Origin of the sequence: Aestuariibius violaceus (genome assembly GCF_040779325.2) — a bacterium.
GTDB classification, from domain to species: domain Bacteria; phylum Pseudomonadota; class Alphaproteobacteria; order Rhodobacterales; family Rhodobacteraceae; genus Aestuariibius; species Aestuariibius violaceus.
Map to the genome: position 1 here is coordinate 752,542 of NZ_JBFONT020000001.1, position 16,774 is coordinate 769,315.

Below are 16,774 nucleotides of genomic sequence, written 5' to 3' on the forward strand. Positions count from 1 at the left end.
TTACCCGGTTTCCGCCAATCGCGCCAGTCTGCTGACCGCCCAGCGCGCCGCGTCCGCCACTGCCGGATCCGGGTCGTCCACCAGCGCGGCTGCTGCCGGGCGCAGCTCCGCCTGCCCCGAATTGCCGATCGCATAACACACGTTCCGCACGAACCTGCACCGCCCGATCCGTTTGATCGGCGATCCCGAAAAGAGCGCGCGGAACCCCCCGTCATCCAGCGCGGCAAGCTCTGCCAGCCGCGGCGCCCGCAGATCGTCCCGCATCGCCAGCCGCTGGTCCCGCGCCCGCTCGGCAAACTTGTTCCACGGACAGACCGCCAGACAATCGTCGCAGCCATAGATCCGGTTGCCGAGCTTCGGCCGCAACACCTCGTCGACCGGCCCCTTATGCTCGATCGTCAGGTAGGAGATGCACAGCCGCGCATCGAGCTGGAAGGGCGCCGGAAACGCCTCCGTCGGGCAGATGTCGAGGCACGCCCGGCACGACCCGCAATGCTCGGCCTCTGGCGCGTCCACCTCCAGCGCGACGGTGGTGAAGATCGCCCCGAGGAAAAACCAGTTCCCGAGATCCCGGCTCAAGAGGTTCGTGTGCTTGCCCTGCCACCCAAGCCCCGCCGCCGCCGCCAACGGCTTCTCCATCACCGGGGCGGTATCGACGAAGACCTTGATCGCCTCTCCCGGGCGCTGATCCAGCAACCACCGCCCGACCCGCTTGAGCCGCTTCTTGACGACGTCATGGTAATCCCGCCCGCCCGCATAGACGCTGATCGCCCCCCGGTCCCGCTGTTCCAGAACCGCCAACGGATCGTGTTCTGGACCATAGCTCTCGGCCAGCATCACGACCGACCGCGCCTCAGACCAAAGCGCCGACGGATCGCTCCGCCACGCGGCCCGCTCTTCCATCCAGGTCATCTGCCCGTGCCGTCCCGCCTCGAGAAACGCACTCAACTGCCCGGCCGCTTCCGGGATCGCCTCCGGGCGGCACACGCCCACGGCCGAAAACCCCGCCTCCCGCGCGAAAACTTTCAGCCGTGCCGTCAGATCATCCACGCTTAACCCTACCCGATGTTAAGGTTAACGCGCGCCCTTCATCTGGCCCGAAATACTCCCGGGGGGTCCGGGGGGCTGGCCCCCCGGTCCTGTCCTCAGAAATCCAGATCCGCATATTGCCGCGACGGCGGAAACCCCGGCACCTGATCGGCCAGGATCGACCGGAAAGCAGGCCGCGACTTGACCTTCGCATACCAGTCCTTCACCGCCTCCGACCGGTCCCAGTCCACGTCCGAGATGTAATCGAGGCAGCTCAGATGCCCTGCCGCCGCAAAGTCCGCCAAGGTCATCGAATCCCCGGCCAGCCACCGCCGCTGCTCCAGAAGCCACGCCATGTAGTCGAGGTGGAACTTGATCGCCTTGGCGCCTTCCTTCACCAGCGTGCTGTCGGGATAGCCGGTGCCCATCAGCTTGCGGAACACCCGCTCGCCCAGCAGCTTCACCGTCACCTCGCGGTAGAACTTGTCGTCGAACCAGGCGACCAGCCGCCGTGCCTCGTGACGCTTCTCCGCCGAGCCGGGCAGCAAAGGCGGGCTCGGCTGCGTCTCTTCCAGATATTCGCAAATCGCCGCGCTGTCGGCCATGAACCGGCTGCCCATCCGCAGAACCGGCACCTTGCCCGCCGGATTGCGCCGCATGAAGTCCTGCGACTCCTCCCAATAGCGCTCCTCGACCAGCTCGACCTCGATCTTCTTCTCGGCCAGCGTCAGCCGCACCTTGCGGCAGAAGGGCGACAGCGGGAAATGGTACAACCTGTTCATTCTGCCCCTTGAATGCCCAAAGCCCGCGCGCCTTTCAATCCTCGAAGCACGCAGCCCGCCCGTCCGCGCGTATCGTTGCCGCCCCGTCGACGATCCCCGCCGCCCGCCGCCGCACGAATTCCGAGGGGCGCGCGGCCGACCGGCCCTTGGGGTTCGGCAGGATCGCCGCCAGCCGTGCCGCCTGAACCGCGCTCAACTGCGCCGCAGACACCCCGAAATAGTGCTGCGCCGCCGCCTCGACCCCGAACACCCCCTCATCGAACTCCGCCATGTTCAGATACACCTCGAGGATCCGCCGCTTCGACCACACCGCCTCGACCGCGGGCGTCAGCAAAGCCTCCAGCGCCTTCCGCGCCCAGGACCGCCCGTGCCAGAGATAGACGTTCTTCACCGTCTGCTGGCTGATCGTCGACGCGCCCCGCGCGCCGCCCTCATCCAGCGCCTCCTGAATGGCCGTCAGATCCAGCCCCCAATGCAGACAGAAATTGGCATCCTCCGCCGCCACGGCCGATCGCGCCATCACCGGCGCGATCTCCTCCATCGGTACCCAGCGCCGCTCCACGCTGCCCAACCGCACCCCTTCCGAGACGATGTAGGGCGTCGTCGGCGGCGGTATGACCGCGAAAAGCGCGATCAGGATCACCGGGATCAAGAGGACAAGCAGGCACAGCTGCAGGATCCGCCGCCGCAGCCGCGCCCGCCACGACCGGCGCGGGGTCTTGCGTGGGGCGGTCTTGCCGCCTTTGCGCGGGCTGGCCTTCGCCTTTGATGTGCTCGATGTTTTCGCCACGCGCCCAATCAGCATCCGGACGCTGCCCGGTCAAGATAATGGAAACATATTCCCACCCGAACGTTACCGCTCAGATATCCGCGACATGCCGCCGCGGGCGCTATCACCTGAAAGGAAAGACAATGGGCCTCTGGAGCTTCGTGAAATCCGCAGGAAAGGACCTGCTCGGGCGGGATGACGAACCGACCCCCGCGATCCTCAAGAAAGAGATCAAGGATCTCGGCCTCGACGATGACGGCCTCGATATTCAGGTCGAAGGCGACAAGGTGAAGGTCAAGGGCGGCAATCTCACCGAAGAACAGCGCGAAAAGGTGATCCTTGCCGTCGGCAACGTGGAAGGCGTCGCCGAGGTGGAAGACGATTCGGACGCTCAGCCGGTCTTCCACACCGTCAAGTCGGGTGAAACGCTGTCGGCCATCGCCAAAGAGCATTTTGACGATCCCAATCGCTATCACGAGATCTTCGAGGCCAACAAACCCATGCTGAAGAACCCCGACGAGATCTATCCCGGCCAGAACCTCCGCATCCCGCAGACCAGGTCGGCCTGATACAGAAAAGCCCGCCGCGATATCGGCGGGCTTTCTCCATCACGTCCCCGGCGGATTACTCCGCCGGGACCGCCACGTCTTCCTCGCTCAAGGGCGCGGGCAGGTGCACCAGCATCTCTTTCGGGCAGACCTGCACGAAATTGGCCAGCTCGTCGTCCCAATGCTGCAGGATCGCGCCTGCCTTGCGGCTGCCCGTCTCGGCCAGGTGGCGCTCGATCAGGTCCTTCAGCTGATCCTCCCAATGGGCGACCGTCACCGGGCAGGTGACGAGCGTTTCCATGTTCATCAGCGGCTCCGACACGCCATCTGGATCGTAGAGATACGCCATCCCGCCGGTCATCCCGGCCCCGAAATTGGCGCCGATCCCGCCCAGGATCACAGCGACCCCGCCGGTCATGTATTCGCACCCGTTCGACCCGCAGCCTTCGATCACGACCTTTGCGCCGGAGTTTCGGACCGCAAAGCGCTCTCCGGCCCGACCCGCGGCGAAGAGATAGCCGTCGGTCGCACCGTACAGAACCGTATTGCCGATGATCGTGTTGTCTTCGGCAACCAGCGGCGACGCCATCGGCGGCCGCACCACGATCATCCCGCCCGACAGGCCCTTGCCGACATAGTCGTTGGCGTCGCCCGACACTTCCAGCTTCAGACCCGGCGCCGCGAAGGCACCCAGGGACTGTCCGGCCGATCCCGTCAGCTTCACCGTCAGGTGGTCGGGCTGCAAAGCGTTCCGCATCCCGAAGGCCCGCACGATATGGCTCGATGTGCGCGTCCCCACGGTGCGGTGCGTGTTCTGCACCGCGTAATGCAGCTGCATCTTCTCACCCTCGGCGAGGAACCGCTGGGCATCCGCCACGATCTCGGCGTCGAGCGTATCGTCCACCTCGTTCCGCGGGCGCAGCCGGTCATAGACGATGTCCTTCGCCCCATCGACGGTGATCAGCAGCGGGTTCAGGTCCAGATCGTCCAGATGCGCCGACCCGCGGCTGACCTGCGTCAGAAGATCGGCCCGGCCGATGATGTCATCCATCGACCGCGCACCGAGGCTCGCCAGCAGCTCCCGCACTTCCTGCGCGTAAAAGGTGATGAGGTTCACGACCTTGTCGGCATTCCCCGTGAACTTCTCCCGCAGGGCCGGATCCTGCGTGCAGACGCCCACCGGGCAGGTGTTCGACTGGCACTGGCGCACCATGATGCAGCCCATCGCGATCAGGGCGGCGGTGCCGATGCCGTATTCCTCGGCCCCCATCATCGCGGCCATGACGATGTCGCGGCCTGTGCGCAGACCGCCGTCGGTCCGCAAAGTCACGCGCGAGCGCAGGTTGTTCATCGACAGAACCTGATGCGCCTCGGTCAGGCCCATCTCCCACGGCAGGCCGGCATATTTGATCGAGGTTGCGGGCGACGCCCCCGTTCCGCCATTATGGCCCGAGATCAGGATCACATCCGCTTTCGCCTTCGCGACGCCCGCCGCGATGGTGCCGACACCCGAAGACGCCACCAGCTTCACGCAGACCTTGGCCCGCGGGTTGATCTGCTTGAGGTCGTAGATCAGCTGCGCCAGATCCTCGATCGAGTAGATGTCGTGATGCGGCGGTGGGCTGATCAGCGTCACCCCTGGCGTCGAATGCCGCAGCCGCGCGATCAGCTCGGTCACCTTCATGCCGGGCAGCTGCCCGCCTTCGCCGGGCTTGGCGCCTTGGGCCACCTTGATCTCCAGCTCTTCGCACTGATTCAGATATTCCGCCGTCACGCCGAACCGGCCAGAGGCGACCTGCTTGATCTTGGCCGACGGATTGTCGCCGTTCGGCTCGGGCACAAAATGCGCCGGATCCTCGCCGCCCTCGCCGGAATCCGACTTCGCGCCGATCCGGTTCATCGCCACGTTCAGCGTCTTGTGCGCCTCGGGGCTCAGCGCGCCCAGCGACATGCCCGGCGTCACGAACCGCTTGCGGATCGAGGTGATGCTTTCCACCTCCTCGATCGGCACCGGCTTGCCCAGCGGTTTCACATCCAGCAGATCGCGCAGATGGATCGGCGGATTGGCCCGCATCTTGGCCGAATATTGCTGCCACATCGCGTAAGACGCCTTGTTGCACGCCGCCTGCAGCATATGCATCGACTGGGCTTCCCAGGCATGGGTCTCGCCCGACCGGCGCGCCTTGTAGAACCCGCCGATGGGCAGCACGTCCGTCCCGCCCAGCCAGCCGCGCCCATGCACCGCCTCGACCTGCTTTTGCAGACCCGACACGCCGATGCCGGAAATCCGGCTGTGCATCCCGGGGAAATACTCGGCCACCATGGCCCGGCTCAGCCCGACCGCCTCGAAGTTCAGACCTCCGCGGTAAGACGAGATCACGCTGATCCCCATCTTCGACATGATCTTGAGCAGCCCCTGATCGATGGCGTTCCGATACCGCAGCATCGCCTCGGTCAGCGTGCCCTCGATCAGACCGCGCCGGATCCGGTCGGCGATGGAATCCTCGGCCAGATAGGCGTTCACCACCGTCGCCCCGCAGCCGATCAGAACGGCGAAGTAATGCGGATCGATACACTCGGCCGACCGCACGTTCAGCGAACAGAAGGTGCGCAGCCCCTTGCGTGTCAGCCACGAATGCACCGCGCTCGTCGCCAGGATCATCGGCATCGCCACCTTGTCGGGCCCCTGATGCTGATCGGTCAGCACCAGATGACCAGAGCCTGACCGCACCGCATCCTCGGCCTCTTCCCGGATCCGCTGAAGCCCCTCCAGCAGCGCCTTCGGCCCCTTCGCGAACGTACAGTCGATCTCGGTCACGTCCGAATTGAAGCTCTTCTTCAGCTCCTCGAACTGCGCATTCCCCACAAAGGGCGAATCCAGCACGATGATCTCGGTCTGGCTCGACGACTGGTCCAGCACGTTCTTCAGGTTCCCGAACCGCGTCTTCAGGCTCATCACCCGATATTCGCGCAGGCTGTCGATCGGCGGGTTCGTCACCTGGCTGAAGTTCTGCCGGAAGTAATGGCTCAGCGGCCGATACTTCTCGGACAGCACGGCAGAGGGCGTGTCGTCCCCCATCGAGGCCAGCGTCTCTTTCCCGTCCTCGGCCATCGGCGCGAGGATCTGTTCCAGCTCCTCGATGGAATAGCCCGCCGCGATCTGCCGCTTGCGCAGCTCGCCGCCTTCGAACAACGCCGCTTCGGTCACACCCGCCAGCCGCTCGTCCATCTCGGTGATCTTGCCGACCCACTCGCCGAACGGCAGCGTCCCGGCCAGCGCATCCTTGATCTCGGTGTCGTGGAACAGCGCGCCCTCGACCATGTCGACGGCGATCATCTGCCCGGGTCCCAGCGCGCCCTTCTCGCGCACCACGCCTTCGTCGATCGGCACCATCCCGGCCTCCGACCCCGCGATCAGCAGCCCGTCGCCGGTGACGACGTAGCGCATCGGCCGCAGACCGTTCCGGTCGAGCCCCGCGCAGACCCAGCGCCCATCGGTCATCGCCAAAGCGGCCGGGCCGTCCCACGGCTCCATCACGGCGTTGCAGTAGGAATACATGTCCCGCCAAGCCTTCGGCAGCTCGGTCGCCTGCTTCGACCAACTTTCCGGCACCAGCATCGTCTTGGCCATCGGCGCATTCCGCCCCGCCCGCACCAGCACCTCGAACACCGCATCGAGCGCCGCCGAGTCCGAAGACCCGTTGGCCACGATCGGCTTGATATCCTCCGCCATCTCCCCGAACGCGCCCGAGGCCATGCGGATCTCGTGGCTCTTCATCCAGTTCAGGTTGCCCTTCAGCGTGTTGATCTCACCGTTATGGGCCAGCATCCGGAACGGCTGGGCCAGCCACCACTGGGGGAAGGTGTTCGTGGAATAGCGCTGGTGATAGATCGCGAACGCGCTCTCGAACCGCTCGTCCAGCAGGTCGGGATAAAACTCCGCCACATCCTGGGCCAGCATCATCCCCTTGTAGATGATCGACCGGCAGGACAGCGAACAGACGTAAAGCTGCGGCACCTGTGCCGCCAGCGCCTGCTTCTCGATCCGGCGCCGGATGACATACAGCTCACGTTCGAACGTCTCTTCGTCCACGCCCTTGGCGTTCGAGATCAGGATCTGCTCGATCTCTGGCCGGGTCGCATTCGCCTTCTCGCCCAGCACATCGATATTCACCGGCACATGCCGCCAGCCATAGATGTAATACCCCATCCGCAGGATCTCGGCTTCCACGATGGTCCGGCAGGTCTCCTGCGCGCCGAAATCCGTCCGCGGCAGGAAGATCTGCCCGACCGCGATCAGCTCGCCCTTGCGCGGCTTGTGGCCCGTCCGCTCGACCTGATCGTAGAAGAACGGCACCGGGATCTGCACGTGGATCCCCGCCCCGTCGCCCGTCTTGCCGTCCGCATCGACAGCGCCGCGGTGCCACACGGCCTTGAGCGCGCCGATCCCGTTCTCGACCACCTGCCGCGACTTCGACCCGTCGATGGCGACCACAAGCCCAACCCCGCAGGAGGAATGCTCGTCGCTCTCGGAATAAAGCCCGTTCTCGGCCATCCACGCCCGCTTTTGCGTCTCGGCCTCGGCCCAGTCTACGTCAAGCTTGGTCATCATTGGTCTCCTCGACAAACGGTGTGTCCACCCGCCGCAGATGCGCTCCTTGGGCATCCAGCGAGGCGCGATAGGCCACACATCCCTTCATAAACTGGTCCCAAGAGGGGACGTCCGGCGCGCCTGCCGACCCATCCGGTAAAAGCGCCCACATCTCGGGGTGATACCAGCAAAGGCCATGCCCGCTGGAATCGCGATGCTGCCGGATGGCAGCCCGCAAATCACGCGCCACGCGCTCCAAAGCGTCCCGGTCCAGCGCCTTGAGATCCGCATCCGGGTCCATCAGACCTCCGCCAACGTCTGGCTGATCACTGCGATCATGTGGCGCTCATTCATCCACGACCGGACGGTCCAACCCGCATCATGGATCATGGTACGTCTCCCTCAACATGGGCGTTTTTCGCCTCGTACTCTGCGCGTGTCGCCCGCCGGTGGCTGCCCGTCAGGGGCGCATAGGCGGGGGCGCAATCGGTGTAGATCTCTGAAATCAGCGGAAACTCCGCTGCCTGCGCGAACAGCGCGGGCATAAGTTCATATTCAGCGTCGTCGCGATCTGTGTTCCGCAGCCAGAGATGCGTCCCGCAGGCCGGGCAGAATGCCCGCTCCGCAAACGGGGTCGAGGCATAGGTCGCCACATCGCCGCTGACGGTGACGGCATCGGCCTTCGCCTCGAACGCCCCCCAGACCAGACCGCTCCACCGCTGGCAGATCCCGCAATGGCAGATGCCCACCGCCGCGAGGTAATCTCCGTCAACGCGCAGCTCCACGGCGCCGCACAGGCACCGCCCGTCCAGCTGCCCGGTCCGGCGATAGGGCGCAAGCCGCGCTTCACGGTCGGTCCCGCTCATCCCCGCGCCGCTGCGACAGGCGCGGCGCCGGCCATACACGCCATTCCGTGACCGGCAGCCCGAACATCCTTGAGCGTCGTCATCGCCAGCCCCCTCAATGGTTGCCGTGGCCGGAATGCCCCGACCCCGCGTCGCCTTCGTAGCCGCGCAAGCGGTTGTAGGTCGCGACCTGATGCGCGCTCAAAAGCGGCTTGATCTCCAGATGCGCCGCAAGATGCACCGCCCGCAGATCCGCCTCGATCGCCGCGGCATCCCGCGTCAGCGCAGACAGTGCCTCGGGCGTCAGATCGCCCGCCGCGAACGCATTGTCGAGCTTCGCCTCCGCCGCGACATACCGCGCGCCCAGCGCCTGCGCGTCCGCTTCCATCACGGCCCGGACCACTTCGATCGTCTGCCGCTGCTCTTCCGACAGGTCCAGCGCGTCGGACATCTCCAGAACATGCGCCGGCCCCGGATAGCCGTTCAGTTCGGCTGGCAAGGCAAAGCCCCAGCCCCGCCCGGCCAGAAGGTCGTCGATATCGCTCTCCGACAGCGCCGCGATATCGCGCGTCTCGAGGCCCGCATAGGGCGCCGTGTCAGCCTGCAGCACGGACGCCGCGCACAGGAAAAACGCCGTCGAAAAAGCACCCTTCATCACCATCTCCTCAGTTCGCGGCGCCGACCATCGCCATCACATCGGCCTCGGTCATCCGCTTACGCTCGCCCGCAAAGGCGTGGCTGTCCGGCTTGTGGTCGATATAGACCTCGGTCGTGAACTCCATCCCGTCGAGGCTGTCGAGCGACCCGGCCGACAGTGACAGAAGGCCCTGCATCGGCCCCTCGGCCGTCAGCCGCCAGAACAGGCTCGACCCGCACTTGCTGCAGAACCCGCGCTCGGCCCATTCGGAGGATTGATAGACCTTCAGCGTCTCGTCCTTCTCCCAGACGATCCCGCCGGGCGGCACCTCGACGCCCAGCTCGATCCCGCCCGAGAACTTCCGGCACATCCCGCAATGGCAGGCCCCGTAGGTCTTCGGCGGCTCCGCCAGCCGGTACCGCACCGCGCCGCAGAGGCAGCCGCCCTCGGTCACCCCGCTCATGGCTCGAACCGGATCAACTCCGCCCCGCAGCCGTATTTCGGCGAAGACGAAAAGAACCCGACCTCTCCCGGAAAGATGAACTCGACCGGAGAGCTGTCTTCGGTGATCGGATCGCCCGATCCCCCGCTCGACGTGCTCATCCCGGCGATGAAGGCGCGCCAGTTGCGGTGGATGTACTCCTCGCCCGCGGATTCCCACAAAAGTTCGCCATCCTCGTCGAACGCCTCGATCTCATAGGCCGTCCGGTCTAGCGTCACGCCGTCGATCTCGACCTCCTCGCCCAGCAGGCGGTCGCTGCCGACATAGCGGACCCGCTCGCCATAGCTCGACATCGTCACGAAATCGAACGCATCCTCGCCCTCTTCCAGCAGGTCGCTGAACGAGGCCGGATCGTCCGCCTCGACCAGCCGGTCGACCGCGCCGCTGAACGGATCGAAGCTTTCGACCCATTGCGTCTCGTCATCGATCATCCCCGCATAGGTCAGACCGTCCTCGTTGAAATCCGCTCGCCGCCGCGAGCCCTCGGGATCGGCCTCGCAGACGAAATGGTTCGACACGGTGCAATCCTTCTGCTGGATCGTCACCAGCGCCTCGCAGCCCGCCGGCGGGTCAAAATTCGCCGCCGCCGGGCTTGCCATCAGAGCAAACAATGCAGCGGTCCCGAAGGCCGATGCCAGAAGCTTCCCGCGTTGTGCTGCGTTCAGGCTGCGCCCTTGCGCCTCTGCCGAAGGAAACGATCGGAAAACACTCCGATGGCAACTGCCGACACTCCGACAAACGGCCATGTCATCAAAGCGAGTATGGTTGGCCCGTTGAGTGCCTCCCAGAAGGCAACCGGCATGACAGTGCAGTCTTGCGGATTCTGAAGTGTCGTCGGCGAGCAGTCCAATTCCAAGGCCAACCTTACCGAAAATGCGCTCAGATAGAGTATACCGATACCGATCAGAGTGAGGCGCACCAACGGCGTTTTCATAGCCGTCGCCACATACATCAGGAGAAGCGGCGTCAGGAGCGGTATTATGAACTGATCGAATATCAGTATTTCTACGAGTTGATCGAATATCATGGCAAAAACTATGTCTCAGCGCGCGCCACAAGTCCACCGAAACGCCATTCCGATACACTTCGGAGTATGCCGCAATCTCAGCCGTCAGTCTTTTCATTCTGCCACCTCGTAAGAGGACATCAGTGCCCCACAGTCGTAAATCGGCCGGTTCGGAAAGAAGCCCGGCTCTCCCGGATAGACGAACTCGACCGGAGAGGAATCCCGCACCGCCTCCGGCGCGTCCCGATCCCAGCTTAGCCCGAAGGTAAAGATCCGGTGCTGTTCGCTGACGAATTGCCGCCCCTCGCGCTGGTCCAGCACCCGGCCGCTCTCGTCCAGCACGTCGAACGCATATTCGGTGTTCTTCAGCACCTCGCCGTCGACCACCGTCTCCTCACCCGTCAGCTTGTCGTAGCCGACATAGCGCAGCCCGACCCCCTGCTCGTCCCGGACGATGAAATCGTAGGTGTCGTTCATCGTCGTGAACAGTTCGGTCAGGTTGCCCGGATCGTCGGCGGGAATATCCATCGTCTGCGTCCGGATCGGATCGAAGCGAAACGTCTCCAGCCACTGGAAATCCGCGTCCACCTTGCGCACCCGCCGCGGCCCGTTCTCATCGAACAAAGCCATCCACTGCTCGCCGGGCGCGTCGCCCTCGCAGGTCCAGATATTCGTCATCAGGCAGTTGCGCGACTGGATTGTCAGCTTCGGCTCGCACCCCGCCGGCGGGTCGAAGGCCGCCACAGGCGTCGCCGCCACGGCCAGAACACAGACCAACGCCCTCATTCCGCAGCCACCGCCACCGATCCGGCAAATTGCTCCAGGATCGCCTCGGCCGCCTCGCGCCCGTCCCGGATCGCCCAGACGACAAGGCTCGCGCCCCGCACGATGTCGCCCGCCGCATAGACGCCGGGCAGGTTGGTCTCATGGGTCCGGAAATCCGCCTTGATCGTGCCCCAGCGGGTCACGCCCAGCTCCTCGACCCCCCAGAGCGCGGGCAGCGGCTCCGGCTCGAAACCCAACGCCATGACCACCAGATCGGCCTCTTCCACATAGCTCGCGCCGTCGATGATCTCCGGCACCTGCCGGCCCGTCGCATCCGGGGCGCCCAGCCGCATCTTGTCGACCACGACGCCGGATACCGGCCCCGCAATCGCCGACGGATCGTCCAGCTGCGTCACCCGCGCATCGCCGGTAAAGCCCTTGGGGGCCGAGAGCCACACGAACTCCACCCCCTCTTCCTCGGCATTCGCGACTTCGCGCTGGGATCCCGGCATGTTCGCCCGGTCTCGGCGGTACAGGCACTTCACGCTCTCCGCGCCCTGCCGCACGGCGGTCCGCACGCAATCCATCGCCGTGTCGCCGCCGCCGATCACGACGACGCGCTTGCCCTCGGCATTCAGCTCTCCGCTGTCGAATTCCGGCACATCGTCGCCGAACGACTTCCGGTTGCTCGCCGTCAGGTAATCGATCGCCCGCACGATCCCGTCGGCGCCCGCCCCCGGCGCATTCAACTCCCGGCTCTTGTAGACGCCGGTCCCGATCAGCACCGCATCATGGCTCTCGCGGATTTCAGCGAACGAGATATCCTCGCCCACATCACAGTTCAGCCGGAAGGTCACGCCGCCCTCGTCCAGCTGCGCCATCCGCTTCATCACCACGTCTTTTTCCAGCTTGAAGCCGGGGATGCCGTAGGTCATCAGCCCGCCGCCCCGATCGTAGCGGTCATAGACGGTGACCTGCACGCCCGCGCGCCGCAGCATATCCGCCGCCGCCAGCCCGGCGGGCCCGGCGCCGATGATGCCCACGCTCTCGCTGCGCTCTACAGCCGGCGCGATCGGCTTCACCCAGCCTTCCTCCCAGGCCGTGTCGGTGATGAACCGCTCCACCGCGCCGATCGTCACCGTCCCGTGGCCGGACTGCTCGATCACGCAATTGCCTTCACACAGCCGGTCCTGCGGACAGATCCGCCCGCAGATCTCGGGGAAGGTGTTCGTCGCCTGGCTCAGCTCATAGGCTTCCTGCAGCCGCCCCTCGGCGGTCAGGCGCAGCCAGTCGGGGATGTTGTTGTGCAGCGGGCAATGCGACTGGCAGTAAGGCACCCCGCATTGGGAACAGCGCGCCGCCTGTTCTTCGGCCTTGGCCAGCGCGTAATCCGCATAGATCTCCTGGAAATCGTCCCGCCGATCCTCGGCCGATCGCTTCTCGGGCATATCCCGACCGACCTCGACAAATCTCAGCATTTTCTGTTGAGCCACTGTAGACCTCCCTGGGGGCGAGCCCTGCCCATACACAAAGCAAATCGGAAAGAAAAGTCAGTCATGCTGACCTATAAGCGGGTTTTGCATACCCACTGAACGGCAAGCCAAGGGCTCCTGAGGATATTTCAGTCCGAATCGGACCTAATACCCGAATTCCCGCTTGGAGCCTCTTTTCGGTTTTCGCCCGGAATCCCTCCCGACTAAACAGAGTTTAACTGATTCGGACTGCCCGCTCATGCCCCTTCTCCAGCTCATCCTGGTCGCCCTCATCCAAGGGATTACCGAGTTTCTGCCGGTCTCCTCCTCAGGTCACCTGATCCTGCTGCCCGAGCTTACCTCCTATGACGATCAGGGCCTTGTCATCGACGTCGCCGTCCATGTCGGCACCCTGGTGGCCGTCATCCTCTACTTCCGCCGGGATGTCGCTATCGCTCTCTCTGGCGTTCCGCCCCTGCTCCGGGGCCGGATCGACGGCTGGCCGGCCTTCCTCGCGCTTTGCCTGATCGTCGCGACAGTGCCCATCGTGATCGTCGGCTTCATTCTCGCCGCGACGGGCCTGGCCGAGGCGATGCGCTCCATGGCCGTGATCGGCTGGACGATGCTGATCTTCGGCGCCGTCCTCTACTGGGCCGACCGCCGACCAGAGACGCGGGTGGCCGAAAGCTGGACCTTGAAACACGCCGTCATCATGGGCCTCTGGCAGGTGCTGGCGCTGATCCCCGGCACGTCCCGCTCAGGGATCACGATCACCGGCGCCCGCCAACTGGGCTATGATCGTGAAGGCGCAGCCCGCCTTGCCATGCTGATGTCGATCCCGACGATCCTCGCCTCCGGCGTCGTGGCCGGCGCTGCCGCTGCGCCCCAGCTTGACGCGGGCGCGCTCCGCGAGATCCTGCTGGCCGCCGGGATGGCCTGCCTCGCCGCCCTCGCTGCGCTCGCCTTCATGATGCGCCTGCTGAAATCCGTCAGCTTCACCCCCTACGTCATCTACCGCGTGATCCTCGGCGTGATCCTTCTCTGGATCGCTTACACCTGAAAGCTGCCGCCCGGCCCTCGTTTCGCGGAACTTCAAGATCAACAAAGCGGTATCAGAAAGGTCCATTGTTCCGAATTCCGATCCAATACCGTTGCGCGATCCCCAACCGCACGCTCCGTTAATCCCGCTCTTTCCGCTCAAATGTCCGACGAAAGTCCGACAGGATGCCGACCAAAGGCCGACACGGCATTTCCCCTGATTTACTGGCCTTAACCCCCGATTCGCGTTGCATCCGGCCAAAACCATCGTTCGCGACCCGCAAGATCCAGTTTACGCCTGTGGCAAGATCCGATCCAACGCGGCCTCCAGCGGCCCCGGATCGTCCACCACCAGCCGCACCGGCACCGGCAGAACCACGTGCTTGAACGCCGCAGGCAGCCGCACCGCATCCTTCTCCGTCGTCACCAATTGCGCCCCCAGCCGCTTCGCATCCCCCGCCAGTCGCGTCATCAGGGCGTTGGTCAGCGGCTGATGGTCGGTCAATGGCTCGGCATGGAGCACGTTGGCGCCAAGCTCTTGTAAAGTGGCGAAAAACTTCTCGGGATGCCCGATCCCCGCAAAGGCCAGAACCGGCAGATCCCGCCAGGGCATCCCCGTTGGCAGCGGTTCCAGCCGGCCCCGCAGATGCGGGATCGAAACCGCCTCGCCCCACCTTGTGGCGAACGCCTCCTGCGCACCGTCGCTCCCGATCGACAACAGCAGATCCGCCCGCTTCAGCCCCGCAGCGACCGGCTCCCGCAGGGGCCCTGCGGGAATGCAAAGCCCGTTCCCGAACCCCTTCTGCGCATCGACGACGACAACCGACAGCGCCTTGGCGACCGCCGGGTTCTGAAATCCGTCATCCAGCAGAACAACCTCCGCCCCCGCCCCCTCCGCCGCCCGCGCTCCGGCAGCCCGATCCTTGGCCACCCAGGTCGGCGCGAAGGCGGCCAGAAGCAGTGCCTCGTCGCCGACCCGATCCGCTGAATCCGTTTTGATATCAACGCGGTGGGGGCCAACCTCCGCCCCGCCATAGCCCCGCGTCACCACATGCGGCGCCAGCCCACGGTCCACCAACCTCTGCGCCAGAAAGATCGCCGTCGGCGTCTTCCCCGTCCCCCCGGCATTCAGGTTGCCGATGCAGATCACTGGAACCCCTGGCTCCACCTCCGGCGGCCGCGCCACCCGCCGCGCCGTCGCCGCCGCATACATCGCGCCCACCGGCGCCATCAGCGTCGACATCACACCGGGGCGTTCATACCAGTATCGCGGGGCTCTCATTGCCCAATCGCTTCAAGAACATCGGAAATCAGCCGGTCGGTCGCCTCCGCTCCCTCCGAACTCATCTTCCACGCTGCCGCGGCCAGGGACGCGGCCGCATCAGGCGCCAGCAACGTCTGAACCGCCCGCCCCAGCTGTTGCGGATCCAAGAGCGCCCGCAACGCCCCCAGAACGGCCATGCGGTCATATTCCGGATGCTGCGCCCGCGCCTTCGGTCCTGCGATCACGGCCGAACCCAAGGCGGCGGGCTCCATTGGGCTGATCGAGGTCCGCCCCAAGAACGATCCCCCCATCGCGGTGATCGGCGCAACACGCATCCACAGGCCCAATTCGCCTTCCAGATCAGCGACATAGACCTGCATCCCGGCCTCCGGATCGTCGCCGCGGCTGCGCAATCCGGTCGTGAAACCGGCCCGCCGCGCCTCCTCTTCGAAGGCCGCCCCGCTTTCCGGATGGTCCGGCACAATCACCAGCAGCAGCCGATGCGTATGGGCAAAGGCGGCCTTGTGCGCCTCAAGAAACAGCGTCGTCTCCCGTTGCGGCACCCCGGCCCCTAGCCAGACCGGGCGGCCCGCCAGGATCATGTTAACCGCGCTATGTTCCGATGGCTGATGCGGCAAGGCGGGCACGCCCCGTTCCAGCCGCCCCGCCGTTTCCACCCGTTCCGCGGGCACACCGATCTGCCGCAGCCGCCGCGCATCATCCTCCTGCAGGGCGAAAACCCTGTCAAAGCCACGCAACGTGGCCCTCGCAAGGCCGGGGATCCATCCCCGTTCATCCACCGCAAGCTGGTCGGCATCGGCTTCGATCAGGAATTTCGGGATCGAACGTATCACCGCCCGCGACACGATCGACGGCGCGACCCGTCCACCGCCCCAGATCAGGGCATCCGGCCGCCAGTGATCCAGGAAGCGATCGGCGGAAACCACCGTATCCTCGGGGGCGTATTCGAACAGAACCGGCACGTCCGCCCGCGGCTCGACCGCCCCTGTCATCAGGACGGCGACATCGGGCTCCGCCTCCTGGAGCCGCTTGGCAAAGGTCAGAAGGCCTGCCGAACAGGTCGACACGCCGGGATGGATCCAGATCAACGGACCATCCGGGCGGAACGGCCGGGGGGGCTCCGTCCCGAAAAGCCGGCGCCCGGGATGCAGCGCCTCGTAAAGACGCAGTGCCGAGGCAGGGCGCCCCGATGGGGATCGCGGTCTTGGCGCTACGGGTTCAGCTCCTCGGTCGACGACGCCTCTGTTTCCTCGTCCCGCAGGTGGTGCAGATGGGCGATGAAGTACCGCATATGCGCGTTGTCCACGGTCCGCTGCGCCTCGGATTTCCAGGCATTGTAGGCGGTGTCATAGTTCGGAAAGATGCCGACGATATGGATATCGTCAGTGTCCTTGAAGGCCGTCTTGGTCGGATCGACGAGTTCCCCGCCGAAGACGAGGTGCAGGCGTTGGGTCATGGCAGTCTCCGCATCGGCATTTGGCGCGACCCTATTCAACTCGGCCCGA

At 65.2% G+C, this 16,774-nt stretch carries 17 protein-coding genes; 2 read left to right on the forward strand and 15 right to left on the reverse strand.

From position 1 onward, the window contains the following. The 3 genes from queG to mtgA all read right to left on the reverse strand — a co-directional run bounded on the left by queG (position 1) and on the right by mtgA (position 2,616). On the reverse strand, positions 1 to 1,050 hold the full coding sequence (gene queG / locus AADZ90_RS03735; RefSeq protein WP_411996935.1) for a tRNA epoxyqueuosine(34) reductase QueG: 1,050 nt from the start codon (positions 1,048 to 1,050) through the stop codon (positions 1 to 3). 95 nt (positions 1,051 to 1,145) lie between these two features. Continuing rightward, complete coding sequence (gene fzlA / locus AADZ90_RS03740; protein ID WP_367309101.1) at positions 1,146 to 1,811, reverse strand: FtsZ-binding protein FzlA; 666 nt, start codon at positions 1,809 to 1,811, stop codon at positions 1,146 to 1,148. Positions 1,812 to 1,845: 34 nt separating this feature from the next. Then, positions 1,846 to 2,616, reverse strand: a complete 771-nt coding sequence (mtgA, locus tag AADZ90_RS03745; RefSeq protein ID WP_367309100.1) for a monofunctional biosynthetic peptidoglycan transglycosylase — start codon at positions 2,614 to 2,616, stop codon at positions 1,846 to 1,848. A gap of 107 nt (positions 2,617 to 2,723) precedes the next feature. On the opposite strand from mtgA, the gene lysM reads away from it, so the two are divergent. Further along, positions 2,724 to 3,149: a peptidoglycan-binding protein LysM gene (gene lysM / locus AADZ90_RS03750; protein ID WP_367309099.1), complete on the forward strand. Its 426-nt coding sequence runs from the start codon at positions 2,724 to 2,726 to the stop codon at positions 3,147 to 3,149. Positions 3,150 to 3,204: 55 nt separating this feature from the next. On the opposite strand, the gene gltB is transcribed toward lysM, so the two are convergent. From gltB to AADZ90_RS03795, 9 genes are all read right to left on the reverse strand, one after another. After that, positions 3,205 to 7,737, reverse strand: coding sequence for a glutamate synthase large subunit (gene gltB / locus AADZ90_RS03755; protein WP_367309098.1), 4,533 nt, complete (start codon positions 7,735 to 7,737; stop codon positions 3,205 to 3,207). Next, positions 7,724 to 8,020, reverse strand: coding sequence for a hypothetical protein (locus AADZ90_RS03760; RefSeq protein WP_367309097.1), 297 nt, complete (start codon positions 8,018 to 8,020; stop codon positions 7,724 to 7,726). The genes gltB and AADZ90_RS03760 overlap by 14 nt, the downstream gene beginning before the upstream one ends. A gap of 85 nt (positions 8,021 to 8,105) precedes the next feature. Continuing rightward, on the reverse strand, positions 8,106 to 8,585 hold the full coding sequence (locus AADZ90_RS03765; RefSeq protein ID WP_367309096.1) for a GFA family protein: 480 nt from the start codon (positions 8,583 to 8,585) through the stop codon (positions 8,106 to 8,108). A 94-nt stretch (positions 8,586 to 8,679) separates the two neighbouring features. Next, a complete protein-coding gene (locus tag AADZ90_RS03770) occupies positions 8,680 to 9,219 on the reverse strand; it encodes a Spy/CpxP family protein refolding chaperone (protein WP_367309095.1) in 540 nt (179 codons plus the stop codon). A 10-nt stretch (positions 9,220 to 9,229) separates the two neighbouring features. Beyond that, positions 9,230 to 9,664 (reverse strand): GFA family protein, encoded by a 435-nt coding sequence (locus AADZ90_RS03775; protein WP_367309094.1) that lies wholly within the window; start codon positions 9,662 to 9,664, stop codon positions 9,230 to 9,232. Further along, the gene (locus AADZ90_RS03780; RefSeq protein ID WP_367309093.1) at positions 9,661 to 10,314 is read right to left on the reverse strand and encodes a hypothetical protein; all 654 of its coding nucleotides are present in this window, start codon (positions 10,312 to 10,314) and stop codon (positions 9,661 to 9,663) included. Before AADZ90_RS03780 ends, AADZ90_RS03775 begins: the two co-directional genes overlap by 4 nt. Positions 10,315 to 10,364: 50 nt before the next feature. Beyond that, complete coding sequence (locus tag AADZ90_RS03785; RefSeq protein WP_367309092.1) at positions 10,365 to 10,730, reverse strand: hypothetical protein; 366 nt, start codon at positions 10,728 to 10,730, stop codon at positions 10,365 to 10,367. Positions 10,731 to 10,823: 93 nt separating this feature from the next. Then, the gene (locus tag AADZ90_RS03790; RefSeq protein WP_367309091.1) at positions 10,824 to 11,495 is read right to left on the reverse strand and encodes a hypothetical protein; all 672 of its coding nucleotides are present in this window, start codon (positions 11,493 to 11,495) and stop codon (positions 10,824 to 10,826) included. Next, a complete protein-coding gene (locus AADZ90_RS03795; protein ID WP_367309090.1) occupies positions 11,492 to 12,967 on the reverse strand; it encodes an NAD(P)-dependent oxidoreductase in 1,476 nt (491 codons plus the stop codon). Before AADZ90_RS03795 ends, AADZ90_RS03790 begins: the two co-directional genes overlap by 4 nt. 238 nt (positions 12,968 to 13,205) lie before the next feature. On the opposite strand from AADZ90_RS03795, the gene AADZ90_RS03800 reads away from it, so the two are divergent. Next, a complete protein-coding gene (locus AADZ90_RS03800) occupies positions 13,206 to 14,006 on the forward strand; it encodes an undecaprenyl-diphosphate phosphatase (RefSeq protein ID WP_367309089.1) in 801 nt (266 codons plus the stop codon). 270 nt (positions 14,007 to 14,276) lie between these two features. Here the strand turns inward: AADZ90_RS03800 and lpxK are convergent, their stop codons facing one another. From lpxK to AADZ90_RS03815, 3 genes are read right to left on the reverse strand one after another with little or no spacing between them, the layout of a single operon-like run. Continuing rightward, entirely contained in the window at positions 14,277 to 15,266 is a 990-nt protein-coding gene (gene lpxK, locus AADZ90_RS03805) for a tetraacyldisaccharide 4'-kinase (protein ID WP_367309088.1), read from the reverse strand. Then, entirely contained in the window at positions 15,263 to 16,594 is a 1,332-nt protein-coding gene (locus tag AADZ90_RS03810) for a 3-deoxy-D-manno-octulosonic acid transferase (RefSeq protein WP_411996966.1), read from the reverse strand. Before AADZ90_RS03810 ends, lpxK begins: the two co-directional genes overlap by 4 nt. Then, positions 16,480 to 16,725 (reverse strand): DUF4170 domain-containing protein, encoded by a 246-nt coding sequence (locus tag AADZ90_RS03815; RefSeq protein WP_367309087.1) that lies wholly within the window; start codon positions 16,723 to 16,725, stop codon positions 16,480 to 16,482. The genes AADZ90_RS03810 and AADZ90_RS03815 overlap by 115 nt, the downstream gene beginning before the upstream one ends. Positions 16,726 to 16,774: the final 49 nt, after the last annotated feature.